The organism is Streptococcus infantis (genome assembly GCF_000963255.1).
Classification (GTDB): domain Bacteria; phylum Bacillota; class Bacilli; order Lactobacillales; family Streptococcaceae; genus Streptococcus; species Streptococcus nidrosiense.
Genome location: NZ_JYOV01000009.1, coordinates 1 through 14,080, shown reverse-complemented (window position 1 = coordinate 14,080; position 14,080 = coordinate 1). Strand labels below are relative to the sequence as shown.

The 14,080-nt window shown below is 40.1% G+C and carries 13 protein-coding genes and 1 pseudogene; 10 read left to right on the top strand and 4 right to left on the bottom strand.

Translation table 11 applies throughout. From position 1 onward, the window contains the following. Position 1: 1 nt before the first annotated feature. The 3 genes from TZ96_RS03275 to TZ96_RS03265 all read right to left on the bottom strand — a co-directional run bounded on the left by TZ96_RS03275 (position 2) and on the right by TZ96_RS03265 (position 2,731). The gene (locus TZ96_RS03275) at positions 2 to 760 is read right to left on the bottom strand and encodes an ABC transporter ATP-binding protein (protein WP_000173364.1); all 759 of its coding nucleotides are present in this window, start codon (positions 758 to 760) and stop codon (positions 2 to 4) included. A gap of 326 nt (positions 761 to 1,086) precedes the next feature. After that, the gene (locus TZ96_RS03270) at positions 1,087 to 2,061 is read right to left on the bottom strand and encodes an ATP-binding protein (RefSeq protein ID WP_045762872.1); all 975 of its coding nucleotides are present in this window, start codon (positions 2,059 to 2,061) and stop codon (positions 1,087 to 1,089) included. Next, the gene (locus tag TZ96_RS03265) at positions 2,054 to 2,731 is read right to left on the bottom strand and encodes a response regulator transcription factor (RefSeq protein ID WP_000548968.1); all 678 of its coding nucleotides are present in this window, start codon (positions 2,729 to 2,731) and stop codon (positions 2,054 to 2,056) included. Before TZ96_RS03265 ends, TZ96_RS03270 begins: the two co-directional genes overlap by 8 nt. Positions 2,732 to 2,826: 95 nt before the next feature. Here TZ96_RS03265 and TZ96_RS03260 point away from each other — a divergent pair, with 95 nt between their 5' ends. Next, a complete protein-coding gene (locus tag TZ96_RS03260) occupies positions 2,827 to 3,903 on the top strand; it encodes a DUF2974 domain-containing protein (RefSeq protein WP_045762871.1) in 1,077 nt (358 codons plus the stop codon). Between the two features lie 105 nt (positions 3,904 to 4,008). After that, positions 4,009 to 4,638, top strand: a complete 630-nt coding sequence (locus TZ96_RS03255; RefSeq protein ID WP_045762870.1) for an MBL fold metallo-hydrolase — start codon at positions 4,009 to 4,011, stop codon at positions 4,636 to 4,638. Positions 4,639 to 4,678: 40 nt separating this feature from the next. Here TZ96_RS03255 and TZ96_RS03250 read toward each other — a convergent pair whose 3' ends face one another. After that, complete coding sequence (locus TZ96_RS03250; RefSeq protein ID WP_045762869.1) at positions 4,679 to 6,571, bottom strand: M13 family metallopeptidase; 1,893 nt, start codon at positions 6,569 to 6,571, stop codon at positions 4,679 to 4,681. Between the two features lie 178 nt (positions 6,572 to 6,749). On the opposite strand from TZ96_RS03250, the gene TZ96_RS03245 reads away from it, so the two are divergent. From TZ96_RS03245 to TZ96_RS10420, 8 genes and pseudogenes are all read left to right on the top strand, one after another. Continuing rightward, entirely contained in the window at positions 6,750 to 7,472 is a 723-nt protein-coding gene (locus TZ96_RS03245; protein ID WP_045762868.1) for a metal ABC transporter ATP-binding protein, read from the top strand. Continuing rightward, complete coding sequence (locus TZ96_RS03240; RefSeq protein WP_045762867.1) at positions 7,469 to 8,317, top strand: metal ABC transporter permease; 849 nt, start codon at positions 7,469 to 7,471, stop codon at positions 8,315 to 8,317. Before TZ96_RS03245 ends, TZ96_RS03240 begins: the two co-directional genes overlap by 4 nt. A 31-nt stretch (positions 8,318 to 8,348) precedes the next feature. Beyond that, entirely contained in the window at positions 8,349 to 9,278 is a 930-nt protein-coding gene (psaA, locus tag TZ96_RS03235) for a metal ABC transporter substrate-binding lipoprotein/adhesin PsaA (RefSeq protein ID WP_045762866.1), read from the top strand. Positions 9,279 to 9,396: 118 nt separating this feature from the next. Continuing rightward, positions 9,397 to 9,891, top strand: a complete 495-nt coding sequence (gene tpx / locus TZ96_RS03230) for a thiol peroxidase (RefSeq protein ID WP_045762865.1) — start codon at positions 9,397 to 9,399, stop codon at positions 9,889 to 9,891. A gap of 89 nt (positions 9,892 to 9,980) precedes the next feature. After that, entirely contained in the window at positions 9,981 to 10,631 is a 651-nt protein-coding gene (locus TZ96_RS03225; protein WP_045762864.1) for a metal-dependent transcriptional regulator, read from the top strand. A gap of 118 nt (positions 10,632 to 10,749) precedes the next feature. Beyond that, entirely contained in the window at positions 10,750 to 11,460 is a 711-nt protein-coding gene (locus TZ96_RS03220; protein ID WP_198921487.1) for a nicotinamide mononucleotide transporter, read from the top strand. Positions 11,461 to 11,588: 128 nt separating this feature from the next. Further along, a complete protein-coding gene (locus TZ96_RS10925) occupies positions 11,589 to 12,002 on the top strand; it encodes a hypothetical protein (RefSeq protein ID WP_000792893.1) in 414 nt (137 codons plus the stop codon). A 656-nt stretch (positions 12,003 to 12,658) separates the two neighbouring features. Beyond that, a pseudogene (locus tag TZ96_RS10420) lies at positions 12,659 to 13,949 on the top strand (IS4 family transposase). Positions 13,950 to 14,080: the final 131 nt, after the last annotated feature.

Genomic DNA, 14,080 nt, shown 5'->3' with positions numbered 1-14,080 from the left:
ACTAGTTCACCTCACTTGCCATAACAGTCAAGGTGTCAGAGATTTCTTGGAACATCTGACGTTCAGTCTTTTCACCACGGTAGATTTGATTGTAGAGAATGCCGTCCTTGATGAAGAGGACACGTTTCGCACGACTTGCTGCAGCTGTTGAATGGGTTACCATGAGAATGGTTTGTCCTTGTTCATTGATCTGATCAAAAATATCAAGAAGAGCTGCAGATGACTTAGAGTCTAGAGCTCCTGTTGGCTCGTCAGCAAGGAGAATTTCCGGTTCTGTAATGATGGCGCGTGCAACTGCAACCCGTTGCTTTTGTCCACCAGAGATTTCATAAGGGTACTTCTCTTGCAATTGGTTGATGCCAAGATTTTCAGCCGTTACGACTAATTTTTTCATCATTTCTGTAATAGGCTTTCTAGACAATACCAAAGGGAGTAAGATATTGTCTTTAACAGAAAGCGTATCTAACAAATTGAAGTCTTGGAAGACAAAGCCTAACTTTTCACGACGGAAGCTTGATGCTTCAGTATTTTTAATGGTTGCTGTGTCTGTTCCGTTTAGGAAGACCTGACCACGAGTTGGTTTGTCAAGCATGGCGAGAATATTGAGTAGGGTTGATTTCCCAGAACCAGATTCACCCATAATGGCAACGTAATCGCCCTTTTCTACGGTAAAGTGAATATCTTTTAGAGCTTCTACTTGGTTGCCTTGGAAACGAGTTTTATAAATTTTTTGTACGTGTTTTACATCTAATAGTGTCATGATAATCTCCTTTTTAATATCCCATTAATTGAAACTGAGCCTGCATAATAGCGCAACCGAGCTGAACCCGCTCGATCTCTTTTGGACTTGGTTTACTTGTATGTTTCTTTTGTAAGATTGTTTTCATGGTTTCTCTCCTTTTTCTTTATGCTATAAGTTTACTCCAAATAAAGAGGTCTTGCCATAACATAACCTTACAAAAGAGGCCTTTAATCTTACATTTTTGTAAGATTACAATTTTTTATCTGATTGAAGCCTGCTTTCTTACCATAAAAAGGTCTAAAGAAGAGCCTGAAAGGTTTCTTCCAAGCTCTTAGTAATTCTTTTCATTCGATCAGTAGATTTACTTCTGAAAACTTAATGCGCACAGTCGTCCCTTGACCAAGTTCAGATTCGATACGGATTTGATGTCCTAATTCTTGGCTAATTTTTTGGGTCAGGTAGAGCCCAAGTCCAGATGACTGCTGGGTCATGCGACCATTGTAGCCTGAAAATCCGCGTTCAAAAACTCGCAATTGATCACTGTTTTTAATGCCAATCCCAGTATCTTTGATGCAAAGTTCTTGATCTTCCATATAGATCTCAATTCCACCTTCATTTGTGTATTTGAGGCTATTTGAAAGGATTTGTTCAATAACTACTAACAGCCATTTTTTATCCGTCACAATGCTTCTATCCAAGTCATGCAGATTAACACTTAATCCTTTCTGGATAAAGAAAATGGCATATTTGCGAATGACTTCCTTGACCAAATCCTCCACATTTTCTTTCTTCAACACCAGATCGTCATGGAAGCTCTCTAAGCGTAGGTATTGGAGAACGAGGTTTGTATAGGAATCAATCTTAAAAATTTCCTGTTCTAGCTGTTGCTTCAATTGGCGATCTGCCACCTCACTCACGAGAAGTTTACTGGCTGAAATGGGTGTTTTTATCTGATGCACCCAGAGAGTATAGTAGTCCACCAAGTCATTATAGCGGTTTTCAGCATCTGATTTCTTTTGGTAGAGTTCCTCTTCACTTTTCTCTAATTTTTCAGTCAATAGAGCCTCCATTGGTGACTTGGCTTCTCTTTTTCCGTAAAATAATTCCTTACGATAGCGTTGCAATTCTATCAAGAAATCATAGACCAAAAACAAAAGTGTCAAAAAGGTAGATAGAAAGAAGAAATAGTTAAAGTAGGGCACTTGGTTATCAAATAAGACCTCAAAGAGAAAAAGTAAACCTGTAAGTAAGAGAATAAACACGAAAAAACGGCTACGCGAACGGATATAAGCTAGAAAAAAACTTTTAAAATCAAGCATGTTTCAATCCGTACCCTATTCCTTTCTTGGTTTCGATAAAACCAATCAAACCTTCTTCTTCCAATTTCTTACGCAAGCGCGCAACATTTACGGACAAGGTATTATCATCGATAAAAAAGTCACTATTCCAAAGTTCCCGCATCAAATCATCACGCGCCACGATATTTCCCGCATGCTCAAATAAAACTCGTAAAATCTGAAATTCATTCTTGGTTAAACTGATAGCTTTGCCATTGACATGCACATCCATAGACTTGGTATTGAGGATAACTCCAGCATACTCTAAGAGACTTTCATCCCGTCCAAACTCATAGGAACGACGCAATAAGCCCTGTACCTTGGCTAAAAGAACCTGCTGGTCAAAAGGCTTGGTCACAAAATCATCCGCCCCCATATTGATAGCCATCACGATGTCCATAGCCTGGTCTCTCGAAGACAGAAACATAATGGGAACTTTTGAAATCTTGCGAATCTCTTGGCACCAGTGATAACCATTAAAGAGAGGCAAGCCAATATCCATGAGAACCAGATGAGGCTCAGACTGAACAAATAGTGTGAGAACCTCCATGAAGTCTTCTACCATGACTACCTCAAATCCCCATTCAGAGAGCATTTTCCCAACTTGCTGACGGATGACTGGATCATCTTCTACTAGTAAAATCTTGTGCATCTGCTCCTCCTTTTTCTATATTATAGCAAAATTCTCCTCACTACTAGCGAAATTGATGTAAATCTGATAAGATAAAAGTTAAGAAAGGAGTTCCCATGGCCAATATTTTCGACTACCTAACTGATGTTCAATACGATTCTTTTTACGATCTTCCCTTGAATGAACTGGATATACTTGCTTTTACAGAGCTGACTTATCTTCCTTTTGATAACTTATTGGACCAGCCTGTCAATCGTTTAAGCGATGTCGCAACACGTGTTCCTCGTGAGACTAACATGTTGACCAATAAAGAACGTCTCCAGCTCCTCGATCAGTTATCCCAGCACAAACGTTTTAAAAATAGCAAACTCTCTAACTTTGTAAACGAGGTTGATACGGAGCAACAGAAACAGTTCGCTGCTATGACCTATCGTCTGAATCTAGATACTTATCTGATTGTCTTTCGAGGTACTGACGATAGTATTATAGGCTGGAAGGAAGATTTCCATATGACCTACATGAAGGAAATCCCTGCCCAAAAGCATGCTCTTGAATACTTGGAGGATTTCTTTGTGCAACATCCAAAACAGAAAGTGATTGTTGCTGGACATTCTAAAGGTGGGAATCTGGCTGTCTATGCTGCCAGTCAAATCCAGCCTGAATTGCAAGAAAAAGTCTCCGCAGTTTATACCTATGACGCCCCTGGTTTGCAGGCTCATCTGACTGAGACCACTGGTTATCAAGATGTTATTCCAAAAATTCACCGTTTTGTCCCACAAGGTTCTGTCATTGGCATGATGCTGGAAGTTCCTGATACTCCTATCGTCGTCAAATCTACGGCTCTTGGTGGCATCGCCCAACACAGCACCTTTAGCTGGCAAACTGAGGATAATCACTTTGTCCAACTTGAGGCAATTAGTAGCGAGAGTCTCCAAATTAAAGACACTCTCAAAGAATGGGTGGATAGTGTTCCCGATGAGGAATTGGAGCTCTACTTCGATCTCTTCTTTGGAACCATCCTAGAGTCTGGAATCAATTCCATTAATGAACTGTCTTCTAAAAATGCTATTGACCATGTTCGACAACTTGTTTCTCAAGCCCAGACACTGGAACCCGAGCAAGTTGAAATCTTAAAAAATCTGACACAACTCCTACTGGATGCTCGCTTCCAAGCTTGGAAGAATCATTTTTAATTTATCAAAAAGTCCTTCCTTTACGGAGGGACTTTCTTGTTGATTCCTTATTTTATTCTTCTGTGTTATACTAGTAGGAGTAAATGCTTTGAAAGAGGAAATCCTATGAAAATCCATAAAACTGTGAACCCTGTTGCTTATGAAAACACTTATTATCTTGAAGGAGAAAAACACCTGATTGTTGTTGATCCTGGTAGCCATTGGGAAGCTATTCGCAAGACTATCGAGAACATTAACAAACCAGTCTGTGCAATTCTCCTAACCCACACCCACTACGATCATATTATGAGTCTGGACTTGGTCAGAGATACTTTTGGAAATCCTCCCGTTTATGTGGCAGAAAGTGAAGCTTCTTGGCTCTATACTCCAGTTGACAACCTCTCTGGTCTCCCTCGTCATGACGATATGGCAGATGTCGTATGTAGACCAGCTGAACACACCTTTGTCTTTCATGAAGAATACCAGATTGAGGAGTTCCGCTTCACTGTATTACCAACTCCAGGCCACTCTATCGGAGGAGTTTCATTTGTTTTTCCAGATGGGCACTTGGTCTTAACGGGTGATGCTCTCTTCCGAGAAACTATTGGACGAACAGACCTACCTACAGGTAGTATGGAACAACTCCTCCATAGTATCCAAACCCAGCTCTTTACCCTCCCAAACTACGATGTCTATCCTGGCCATGGACCAGCTACGACCATCGCTCACGAAAAAACTTTTAACCCATTTTTCTAGCAAGCTAAAAACCAAGGATCAATCATCCTTGGTTTTTTGATTACCAAATAATCACACGATCTTCTGGTGAGCGCCACATCCCGTCGCCTTCTTTGACATCATAGGTTGTAAAGAAATCATCAAAGTTTGGCACTTGGACATTGACACGGAGTTTAGCTGGCGCGTGCACATCGACACTGGCCATGAGTTTCATCAACTCTGGGCGGCCTTTCATACGCCAGATACGCGCAAAGTTATGGAAGAATTCTTCGGCTGAGAAGTCAGGTTCTCTCTTGGCAGCTTCAAGGGCAGCAGCAATTCCTCCTAGGTCGGCAACGTTTTCTGATACGGTTAATTTACCGTTAATGGTTGCACCGTAAGATTCTTGACCATCAAATTGATCGATAACCTTCTGCGTTTTCTCTTTGAAGGCTGCATAGTCGTTCTCTGTCCACCAGTCCTTGAGACTACCATTTTCATCAAAGGAAGCTCCGTTGGTATCAAAGGCATGAGAGATTTCATGGGCAATAACCGCTCCAATTCCACCGTAGTTGGCAGAAGATGACTGATGCAAGTCATAGAATGGAGCCTGTAGGATAGCGGCTGGGAAGACAATCAAGTTCTTTTGTGGATTGTAGTAGGCGTTGACCATATGAGCAGGCATGCCCCACTCCTTGTAATCAACTGGCTGATTCCACTTGCTCCAGCTGTGTTTGATTTCCACACGCGCAAAGGCTAGAGCATTCTCAAAGAGACTAGCAGATTCATCTACAACCTTGTCCTTGTAGCGGGCTGGCAATTCCTCTGGATAACCAATATAAGGCTTGATGACATTGAGTTTGACGATAGCTTTTTCTCGAGTTTCAGGGGTCAACCAGTCATTTTTAGCCAAGCGTTCCTTATAAACATCAATCATGGTTGCCACTTTTTTCTCTACGTCTGCCTTAGCTTCTGGAGAGAATTTTTCGTGGGCATACCAAAGTCCGAGCGCTTGTTTGAATGGTCCTTGAGCTAGGTGATAAGCAGCCTTGCGTTTGTCTTGAGCCTCTGGGACTCCTGAAAGAGCTCGTCCATAGGCACCTGACAAGATACGAATCTCATCTGTTAGATAGCTAGTTGAAAGATTGACTACACTCAAGATCAAGGTTGCCTTGAGTAAAGGCCAAGCTTCTTCACTATAGAATTGCTCTGCTGCTTGCCAGAAACGTTCTTCATCTACAATGACCTTATCAGGTACTTGACCAAGAACAGCTTGGAAAAAGTCATCTAGAGGTAGAGCAGGCGCAAACTTTTTGAAATCTTCATATGAATATGGATGGTAAAGTTTGGCATATTCTGAACTCTCTTCATTAGAGAGGACTACAGCTGCGATACGGCGGTCCAATTCCAATCGTTTCTCTAGCAAGTCTTCGATTGCTTCATCTGAGAAGTTATAGGATTTGAGGAGATTTCGAGTGCTTTCTTTCCAAAGATTCAATAATTCCTCACGCTGAGGATGGTCTTCCGCATAGTAGGTTGTATCAGGCAAGATCGTTCCTGGAGCACTAGCCCAGAGAACATTGGTTCTAGCATCCATAAAGTCTGGTGATACTCCAAATGGAAGGAAGTTCGGTTTACCAGCTAATTCAAATGCTGCTAATTTACTTGTGAATTCCGCAAAACTTTCCAAATCCTGGTATTCCTTAAGCATTGGAAGGACTGGCTCAACTCCATCAGCTTCTCGCTTATCGAAATCTCTCACCATAGCATGGTATTTGACAAAGTTTGCTAGGATAGGATCTTCTGGAACATCTTCTCCAGCCAACCACTTGTCCGTCGTCGTTAGCATCAACTCTTCGATTTCTTCGTCAAGGTCGATAAAACCACCTGTTCTCGATTTATCGGCTGGAATGACTGCAGTCTTTTCCCACTCACCATTTATAGCATCATAAAAATCATCTTGATAACGTGTCATCTTGTTCTCACTTTCATTTTTCACTTATTCCTAGCTTAGCAAAAATCCCTGGGGAATGCAATTAAAAATGCCTTCTCCTCCTGATTATTCTTTAGTTAATATTTTAAATATTTACAAAAATTAACTTGACTTAATTTTTGTTTTAAGGTATATTAAAAGATAGGAGGAATATAACTGTATGATACGTATCGAAAACCTCAGTGTCTCCTACAAAGAAACGTTGGCACTAAAGGATATTTCACTAGTGCTCCAAGGACCAACGATTACCGGAATTATTGGTCCAAACGGTGCTGGAAAATCAACTTTATTAAAAGGAATGCTGGGCATTATCCCTCATGAAGGACAAGCTTTTATCGATGATAAAGAAATGAAAAAAGCTCTTAAGAAAGTTGCCTATGTTGAGCAAAAAATTCATATTGACTACAACTTTCCTATCAAGGTCAAAGAATGTGTCTCTCTGGGACTCTATCCATCCATTCCACTCTTTCACACTCTAAAGGCAAGTCACTGGAAGAAGGTGGCTGAAGCACTAGAAATTGTCGGTCTTTCTGACTATGCAGAACGTCAGATTAGTCAACTCTCTGGTGGTCAATTCCAACGTGTCTTGATTGCGCGTTGCCTGGTTCAAGAGGCTGACTATATTCTCTTGGATGAACCCTTTGTTGGGATTGACTCTGTCAGTGAAGAGATCATCATGAACACGCTGAGAGACTTGAAAAAAGCTGGCAAGACCGTCTTTATAGTCCACCACGACCTTGGTAAGGTTGCCCATTATTTTGACCAGGTACTCCTTCTCAATAAGGAACTGATTGCCTTTGGTCCGACCAAAGAAACTTTTACCGAAGCCAATCTCAAAGAAGCTTACGGTAATCGACTCTTTTTCAATGGAGGTGACCTATGATTGCAGAATTTATCGATGGATTGCAAAAATTCCATTTCTTACAAAATGCCTTGATAACAGCCATTGTCATCGGGGTCGTAGCTGGAGCTGTAGGATGTTTCATTATTCTACGCGGGATGTCACTCATGGGAGATGCCATTTCACATGCTGTCTTACCAGGTGTAGCCCTCTCCTTCATCTTGGGCCTTGACTTCTTTATCGGAGCCATTGTCTTTGGATTGCTAGCTGCCATCATCATTACCTACATCAAGGGAAACTCGATTATCAAAAGCGATACCGCCATCGGCATTACCTTTTCTTCTTTCTTAGCCCTCGGTATCATCTTGATTAGTGTCGCTAAAAGTTCAACTGACCTTTTCCATATCCTTTTTGGTAATATCCTGGCCGTCCAAGATACGGATATGTTTATTACCATGGGGGTAGGGACAGCCATTCTCTTGTTAATCTGGATTTTCTTCAAGCAACTCTTGATAACTTCCTTTGATGAACTCTTGGCCAAAGCCATGGGAATGCCTGTCAATTTCTATCACTACCTTCTCATGGTACTCCTGACTCTCGTGTCTGTGACAGCCATGCAAAGTGTCGGAACTATCCTGATTGTAGCCATGCTGATTACCCCAGCTGCAACTGCTTATCTTTATGCTAATAGCCTGAAAAGCATGATTTTCCTTTCCTCAACCTTTGGAGCTACAGCTTCAGTTTTGGGACTCTTTATCGGTTATAGCTTTAACGTTGCGGCAGGTTCTAGTATCGTGCTTACAGCTGCTAGTTTCTTTCTCATTAGCTTCTTTATCGCTCCAAAACAACGATATTTGAAACTGAAAAATAAACATTTGTTAAAATAAGGGGCAAAGCCCCAATAAATTGGAGGATCTAATGAAAAAATTAGGTACATTACTTGTTCTCTTTCTTTCCGTTATTACTCTTGTAGCATGTGCTAGTGGAAAAAAAGATGCAGCTTCTGGTCAAAAACTAAAAGTTGTTGCCACAAACTCAATCATCGCTGATATTACTAAAAATATTGCTGGTGACAAGATTGATCTTCACAGTATCGTTCCTGTTGGTCAAGACCCACACGAATACGAACCACTTCCTGAAGACGTTAAGAAAACTTCTCAAGCTGATTTGATTTTCTATAACGGTATCAACCTTGAAACTGGTGGCAATGCTTGGTTTACAAAATTGGTAGAAAATGCTAAGAAAACTGAAAACAAAGACTACTTTGCAGTCAGCGAAGGCGTTGATGTTATCTACCTTGAAGGCCAAAACGAAAAAGGCAAAGAAGACCCACACGCTTGGCTTAACCTTGAAAACGGTATAATCTTTGCTAAAAATATCGCAAAACAATTGAGCGCTAAAGACCCTAGCAACAAGGAATTCTACGAAAAAAATCTCAAAGAATATACTGATAAGCTAGACAAACTTGACAAGGAAGCTAAGGAGAAATTTAACAACATCCCTGCTGAGAAAAAACTCATCGTAACCAGTGAAGGATGCTTCAAATACTTCTCTAAAGCCTACGGTGTCCCAAGTGCCTACATCTGGGAAATCAACACTGAAGAAGAAGGAACTCCTGACCAAATCAAGACCTTGGTTGAAAAACTTCGCCAAACAAAAACTCCTTCACTCTTTGTAGAATCAAGTGTGGATGACCGTCCAATGAAGACTGTTTCACAAGACACAAACATCCCAATCTACGCTCAAATCTTTACAGATTCTATCGCTGAAGAAGGAAAAGAAGGCGATAGCTACTACAACATGATGAAATACAACCTTGACAAGATTGCTGAAGGATTGTCTAAATAAATTTCTAAAAACGTCATTCTCCTTGAATTGGCGTTTTTGTCTAATCAATTTTCAGTCAAACTATTGGAAAACTCTGAACATTTAATGTAGAATGAAAGAAAAAAGATTGGAGTAGCTTATGACTACATTCCTTGGAAATCCTGTAACTTTCACAGGAAAACAACTACAAGTAGGAGACAAGGCTCTTGACTTCTCTCTAACAACAACTGACCTTTCTAAAAAATCACTGGCTGACTTTGATGGTAAGAAAAAGATTTTGAGTGTCATTCCTTCTATCGACACTGGAATCTGCTCACTTCAGACTCGTCGCTTTAACCAAGAATTGGCTAGCTTGGACAACACTGTTGTCCTTACTGTTTCTATGGACCTTCCATTTGCTCAAAAACGTTGGTGTGGCGCAGAGGGAATTGAAAATGCCATCATGCTCTCAGACTACTTCGACCACTCTTTTGGACGCGATTACGCGCTCTTAATCAATGAGTGGCATCTGCTCGCACGTGCAGTCTTTGTTCTCGATACTGACAATACCATCCGCTATGTCGAATACGTGGACAATATCAACAGTGAGCCAAACTTTGAAGCAGCCATTGAAGCAGCAAAGTCGCTTGACTAAAAGAAAGACCACTTATAACAAGGCAGAAAGCTAGAGAAATCTAGCTTTTTTTGGTATACTAGATGGAGATAATAAACAAGGAAATGCGAATGACACCAAATAAAGAAGATTACTTAAAATGTATTTATGAGATTGGCATGGAACTTCCTAAGATTACCAATAAAGAAATCGCTGCTCGAATGCAGGTATCACCTCCAGCTGTAACCGAAATGATCAAGCGCATGCAATCCGAAAATCTTATCCTAAAAGATCAGAAAAAGGGCTACTTACTAACGGATATTGGTTTAAAACTTGTATCTGACCTTTACCGAAAGCACCGACTCATTGAAGTTTTTCTGGTTCACCATCTGGACTATACCAGTAATCAGATTCATGATGAAGCTGAGGTATTAGAACATACGGTTTCAGACTTTTTTGTCGAGAGATTAGACAAAATGTTAGGCTTTCCAAAAACCTGTCCCCATGGAGGAACCATTCCTGCCAAGGGAGAGCTTTTAGTTGAGATCAATAACCTTCCACTCTCTGATATCAAAGAAGCAGGGACCTATCTACTGACTCGGGTCCATGATAGCTTTGAACTTCTCCAATATTTGGAAAAACACAGTATCCATATTGGAGACAAACTCCAAGTCAAGCAGTTTGATGGCTTCTCTAATACCTTCAGTCTCATTCACAAGAATGAAGAACTCCAAGTCAGCCTAGAAATCGCCAAGCAGCTCTATGTTGAAAAACTGAACTAATTTCTCAAGTCCCCTACCAACCCTGAAAGCTTGATTTTCAGGGTTTTATTTCTAGCATTTGATGTTACTCTCATTTTGTTGTAGAATGTTTGTAAAAAAAAGAAAGATATTTTAACCTATGAAAAAATCACTAAAAATTTTTGCGACATCCAAATGGTTTGACCTCTTTGGGGTTGCTCTGGTCGTTGGAATTGCGATCGCATCTGGTTACCTCAACTCCCGTCTCGATAAATTCGTAGACTGGGGCCCATGGACTGCCCTTGTGCCCTTTGGATTGATTTCCGTAACCAACGTTGGGATTTCCATGTTGTCCACTCGTTTCACGGGAAAATTAAGCAAATGGGGAAATTACTTTGGCATTGTCAATACGATTTTGTCCGGCACCATTGACTATATCCTTGGAAATAAGGCAGCCATTATCACCTATCCTGTCACCTTCCTCATTTATACCTTTGCTATTAAGAAATGGGAAGCTTCGCAAGAAGGCAGACCCAACCAAATGAGCCAAAAACAGATAAAATTAGCTGCCATCATCATTTCAATCATCGCCTTCCTCTTTGCATTTATGACCAACTATATCGGCTATGGAGGAAAGATGAATCTCCTTGCCTACGTAACAACTATTGCCTTTGCACTCTCCCTCATTGCCAATGCTTTGAATGCATTGAAACTGACAACTCAGTGGGGATTTTGGTTGATTTACAATTTCGTTCAGCTGACAAAGGCTGGCATTCAAGGAAACTTTGCCAATATCGGAAAATACATCTTTTATATCCTCAATGCAATCGGAGCTTTATTTGTCTGGAATGATGAAGAAGTGGAAAAATAGAAGGAAACTCAAATAAAGAAAGCAAGCCGACTTAATAGAATCTCCTTACTAAAATTTTTTATCATTTTACTTGTAACTCCCATTCTTTTGGAGTAGAATGAAGCTAGATAAAAGAGGGAGGTCATCTTATGAAAAATCTCTTTAGAATCCATTTTACAGCCATCGTAGTCAGCGATTTGCTACTGTTGGTAACTTTCAGACCCCGATACGAACTTTCTTTGGAGAGAGGCCTGATTTTTTGCTTCATTTTCATCCTTGCTCAAGGACTACTGCTATTTCGCTTGGTCAATCGACTCAAAAAACATTTCTCTGAGATTTATCCTCAGATGAACAAAAAAATTCGCCTTTACTACTTAGAGATTCTCTCCGCTGACCTACTATTATTTGTCTTTTTAGCCATCACTGGCCCTCAACATTTTTACTCTCTTACTCCAGTCTTTACTTCCTGTCATTCTACTTTTTATTATATAACGGCTAGCCACCTAAGAGAAAACTATCCAGACTTTTATGACAAACATATCTCTTTGTGGGAGTGTCTCTAAGGAAAAAAAGGTTTTATCATGAAAAAAATCATCTACATCAAAACCATTCAACTCCTCATCATCGATGGAATCATGCTGGCATTTTTGACATTTAAAGAGGGACTTATACTCAATGAAAATCAAAGAGCAAACTAGGAAGCTAGCCGCAGGCTGTACTTGAGTACGGCAAGGTGAAGCTGACGTGGTTTGAATTTGATTTTCGAAGAGTATTACCTGGGATTGGATTTTGATTTATAGCGGTTGGCTCATCTTCTTTCACCCTGTGCTGTTTACCTATCTTTCCAACCAACTTTGTGACCACTTTAGTCAACTCTATTCCCAGATTAGACCGAGATTCTGGCGTTTTGCCTTACAAATCCTCCTATGGGATAACCTGATAATTCTCTCCTTGCTGTTTTTAAGTGGTATCCCACCTTTCCTTCAGGGAAGTCTCCTCATCCTAAGATATCTCATCCCTTCCTATCGCACCTGCCAAAGCCTGAAAAGAGACTTCCCCCAAGCCTATCAAGAACCCATTTCATTTTGGAATATTTTGTGATAGATAAGAAAAACCAAGCCCGCGAGCTCAATGTCATTAAGTTAAGAAATTCAAATACAATTCTGTATTTGGGTTTCTTTTTTTATGTGCTAAACTGATAGTTAAGGAGGTACTTCCTATGATAAAACAGATAAAAGCCCACTTGAATAAGAGTATTCAGAGTATCCTTGGTCAAAAAGTTGAGCTCGTCAAACAAGATGAACAGGCCTTTACTCGTAAAAGAAGGTTATCACTAGAAACCATGATTCGTACCATTCTGGGAATGGGAGGAAAATCACTGTCAAAAGAATTACTAGATGCTAGACTGACAGTTTCAAATTCAGCCTTTGTTCAAAGACGCTATCAGATAAAACCTGAGGCTTTCTATACCTTATTTAAAGAATTTACAGCACCTATTCCACTTAACACCAATCTTCCGATATTCGCTGCAGATGGGAGTGATATCTGTATTCCTCGAAATCCCATGGATACAGAAACCTCTATCCAAACCCAAACGGATGTTAAATCCTATAATCTCATACACATAAATGCCCTATACGACTTGACGACTGGAGTGTATAGAGATGTTTCTATTCAAGACAAACATACGCAACATGAGCGCTTAGCTCTGATTCAGATGATGAAGGCTTCTCCCTTTCGAGAAAGCTCTTGTTATCATGGATAGAGGCTATGAAAGTTACAATCTCATGGCTCATTTTCAAGAAAAAGGATGGCTTTATATCATCCGAATTCGAGATGGAAAACAATCCATGCGTTCCTCCTTCAACTTGCCAAATACAGAGTGTTTTGATCAAAACTTTTCTCTAAAATTATCACGAAAGCAAACCAATCAGCTCAAAAAACTTTATCGTGATTTCCCCAATGACTATCATTTTATTCCACACAATTCTACTTTTGATTTTCTTCCAGAAACAAGTCAAAAACATGACCCTGTTGAACTATACCAACTTCCTTTTCGTTTGGTGCGTTTAGAAGCGGAAGAAGGAAAATACGAAACTTTGGTGACAAATACAGACTATTCAGTCCAACAATTAAAAAATCTCTACGCCAGCAGATGGGGCATAGAGACTAGTTTTCGTGACCTGAAATACAGTATTGGCTTGGTCAATTTTCATGCCAAAAAGAAGGAAGGGATTCTCCAAGAAATCTTTGCCCGATTTACAAATTTTAACTTTTGTCGTTGGGTAACCTCGCAAGTTGCCATCGACAGTAGTCACAAAAAACAAAGATATAAAGTGTGTTTCTCAGATGCGACTTATGCCTGCCGTTTGTTTTTTAACGGTTCCCTTTCTTCTCTCCAGTTGAAAAACTACCTCAAGAAACAGTTATCTATTATTCGACCGAATCGAAAATATCCAAGAAAAATAAAGGCCCAATCGGTAATTGATTTCATCTATAGAGTAACATAAATCTCAAAAAATAGGGTGAAAAAACCTTTATTTGTTATGCAAAAAAAATAGAAGATAGGATAGAGAATCACTTTGATGATCTCAATCCTATCTCCTATTCAAATAGTTAGATTACTAACTTAATGACATTG

Excerpts from the sequence above, each read along its gene's own strand:
- TZ96_RS03275 (WP_000173364.1), bottom strand. The coding sequence starts at position 760 with ATGACACTATTAGATGTAAAACACGTACAAAAAATTTATAAAACTCGT.
- TZ96_RS03270 (WP_045762872.1), bottom strand. The coding sequence starts at position 2,061 with ATGCTTGATTTTAAAAGTTTTTTTCTAGCTTATATCCGTTCGCGTAGC.
- TZ96_RS03265 (WP_000548968.1), bottom strand. The coding sequence starts at position 2,731 with ATGCACAAGATTTTACTAGTAGAAGATGATCCAGTCATCCGTCAGCAA.
- TZ96_RS03260 (WP_045762871.1), top strand. The coding sequence starts at position 2,827 with ATGGCCAATATTTTCGACTACCTAACTGATGTTCAATACGATTCTTTT.
- TZ96_RS03255 (WP_045762870.1), top strand. The coding sequence starts at position 4,009 with ATGAAAATCCATAAAACTGTGAACCCTGTTGCTTATGAAAACACTTAT.
- TZ96_RS03250 (WP_045762869.1), bottom strand. The coding sequence starts at position 6,571 with ATGACACGTTATCAAGATGATTTTTATGATGCTATAAATGGTGAGTGG.
- TZ96_RS03245 (WP_045762868.1), top strand. The coding sequence starts at position 6,750 with ATGATACGTATCGAAAACCTCAGTGTCTCCTACAAAGAAACGTTGGCA.
- TZ96_RS03240 (WP_045762867.1), top strand. The coding sequence starts at position 7,469 with ATGATTGCAGAATTTATCGATGGATTGCAAAAATTCCATTTCTTACAA.
- psaA (WP_045762866.1), top strand. The coding sequence starts at position 8,349 with ATGAAAAAATTAGGTACATTACTTGTTCTCTTTCTTTCCGTTATTACT.
- tpx (WP_045762865.1), top strand. The coding sequence starts at position 9,397 with ATGACTACATTCCTTGGAAATCCTGTAACTTTCACAGGAAAACAACTA.
- TZ96_RS03225 (WP_045762864.1), top strand. The coding sequence starts at position 9,981 with ATGACACCAAATAAAGAAGATTACTTAAAATGTATTTATGAGATTGGC.
- TZ96_RS03220 (WP_198921487.1), top strand. The coding sequence starts at position 10,750 with ATGAAAAAATCACTAAAAATTTTTGCGACATCCAAATGGTTTGACCTC.
- TZ96_RS10925 (WP_000792893.1), top strand. The coding sequence starts at position 11,589 with ATGAAAAATCTCTTTAGAATCCATTTTACAGCCATCGTAGTCAGCGAT.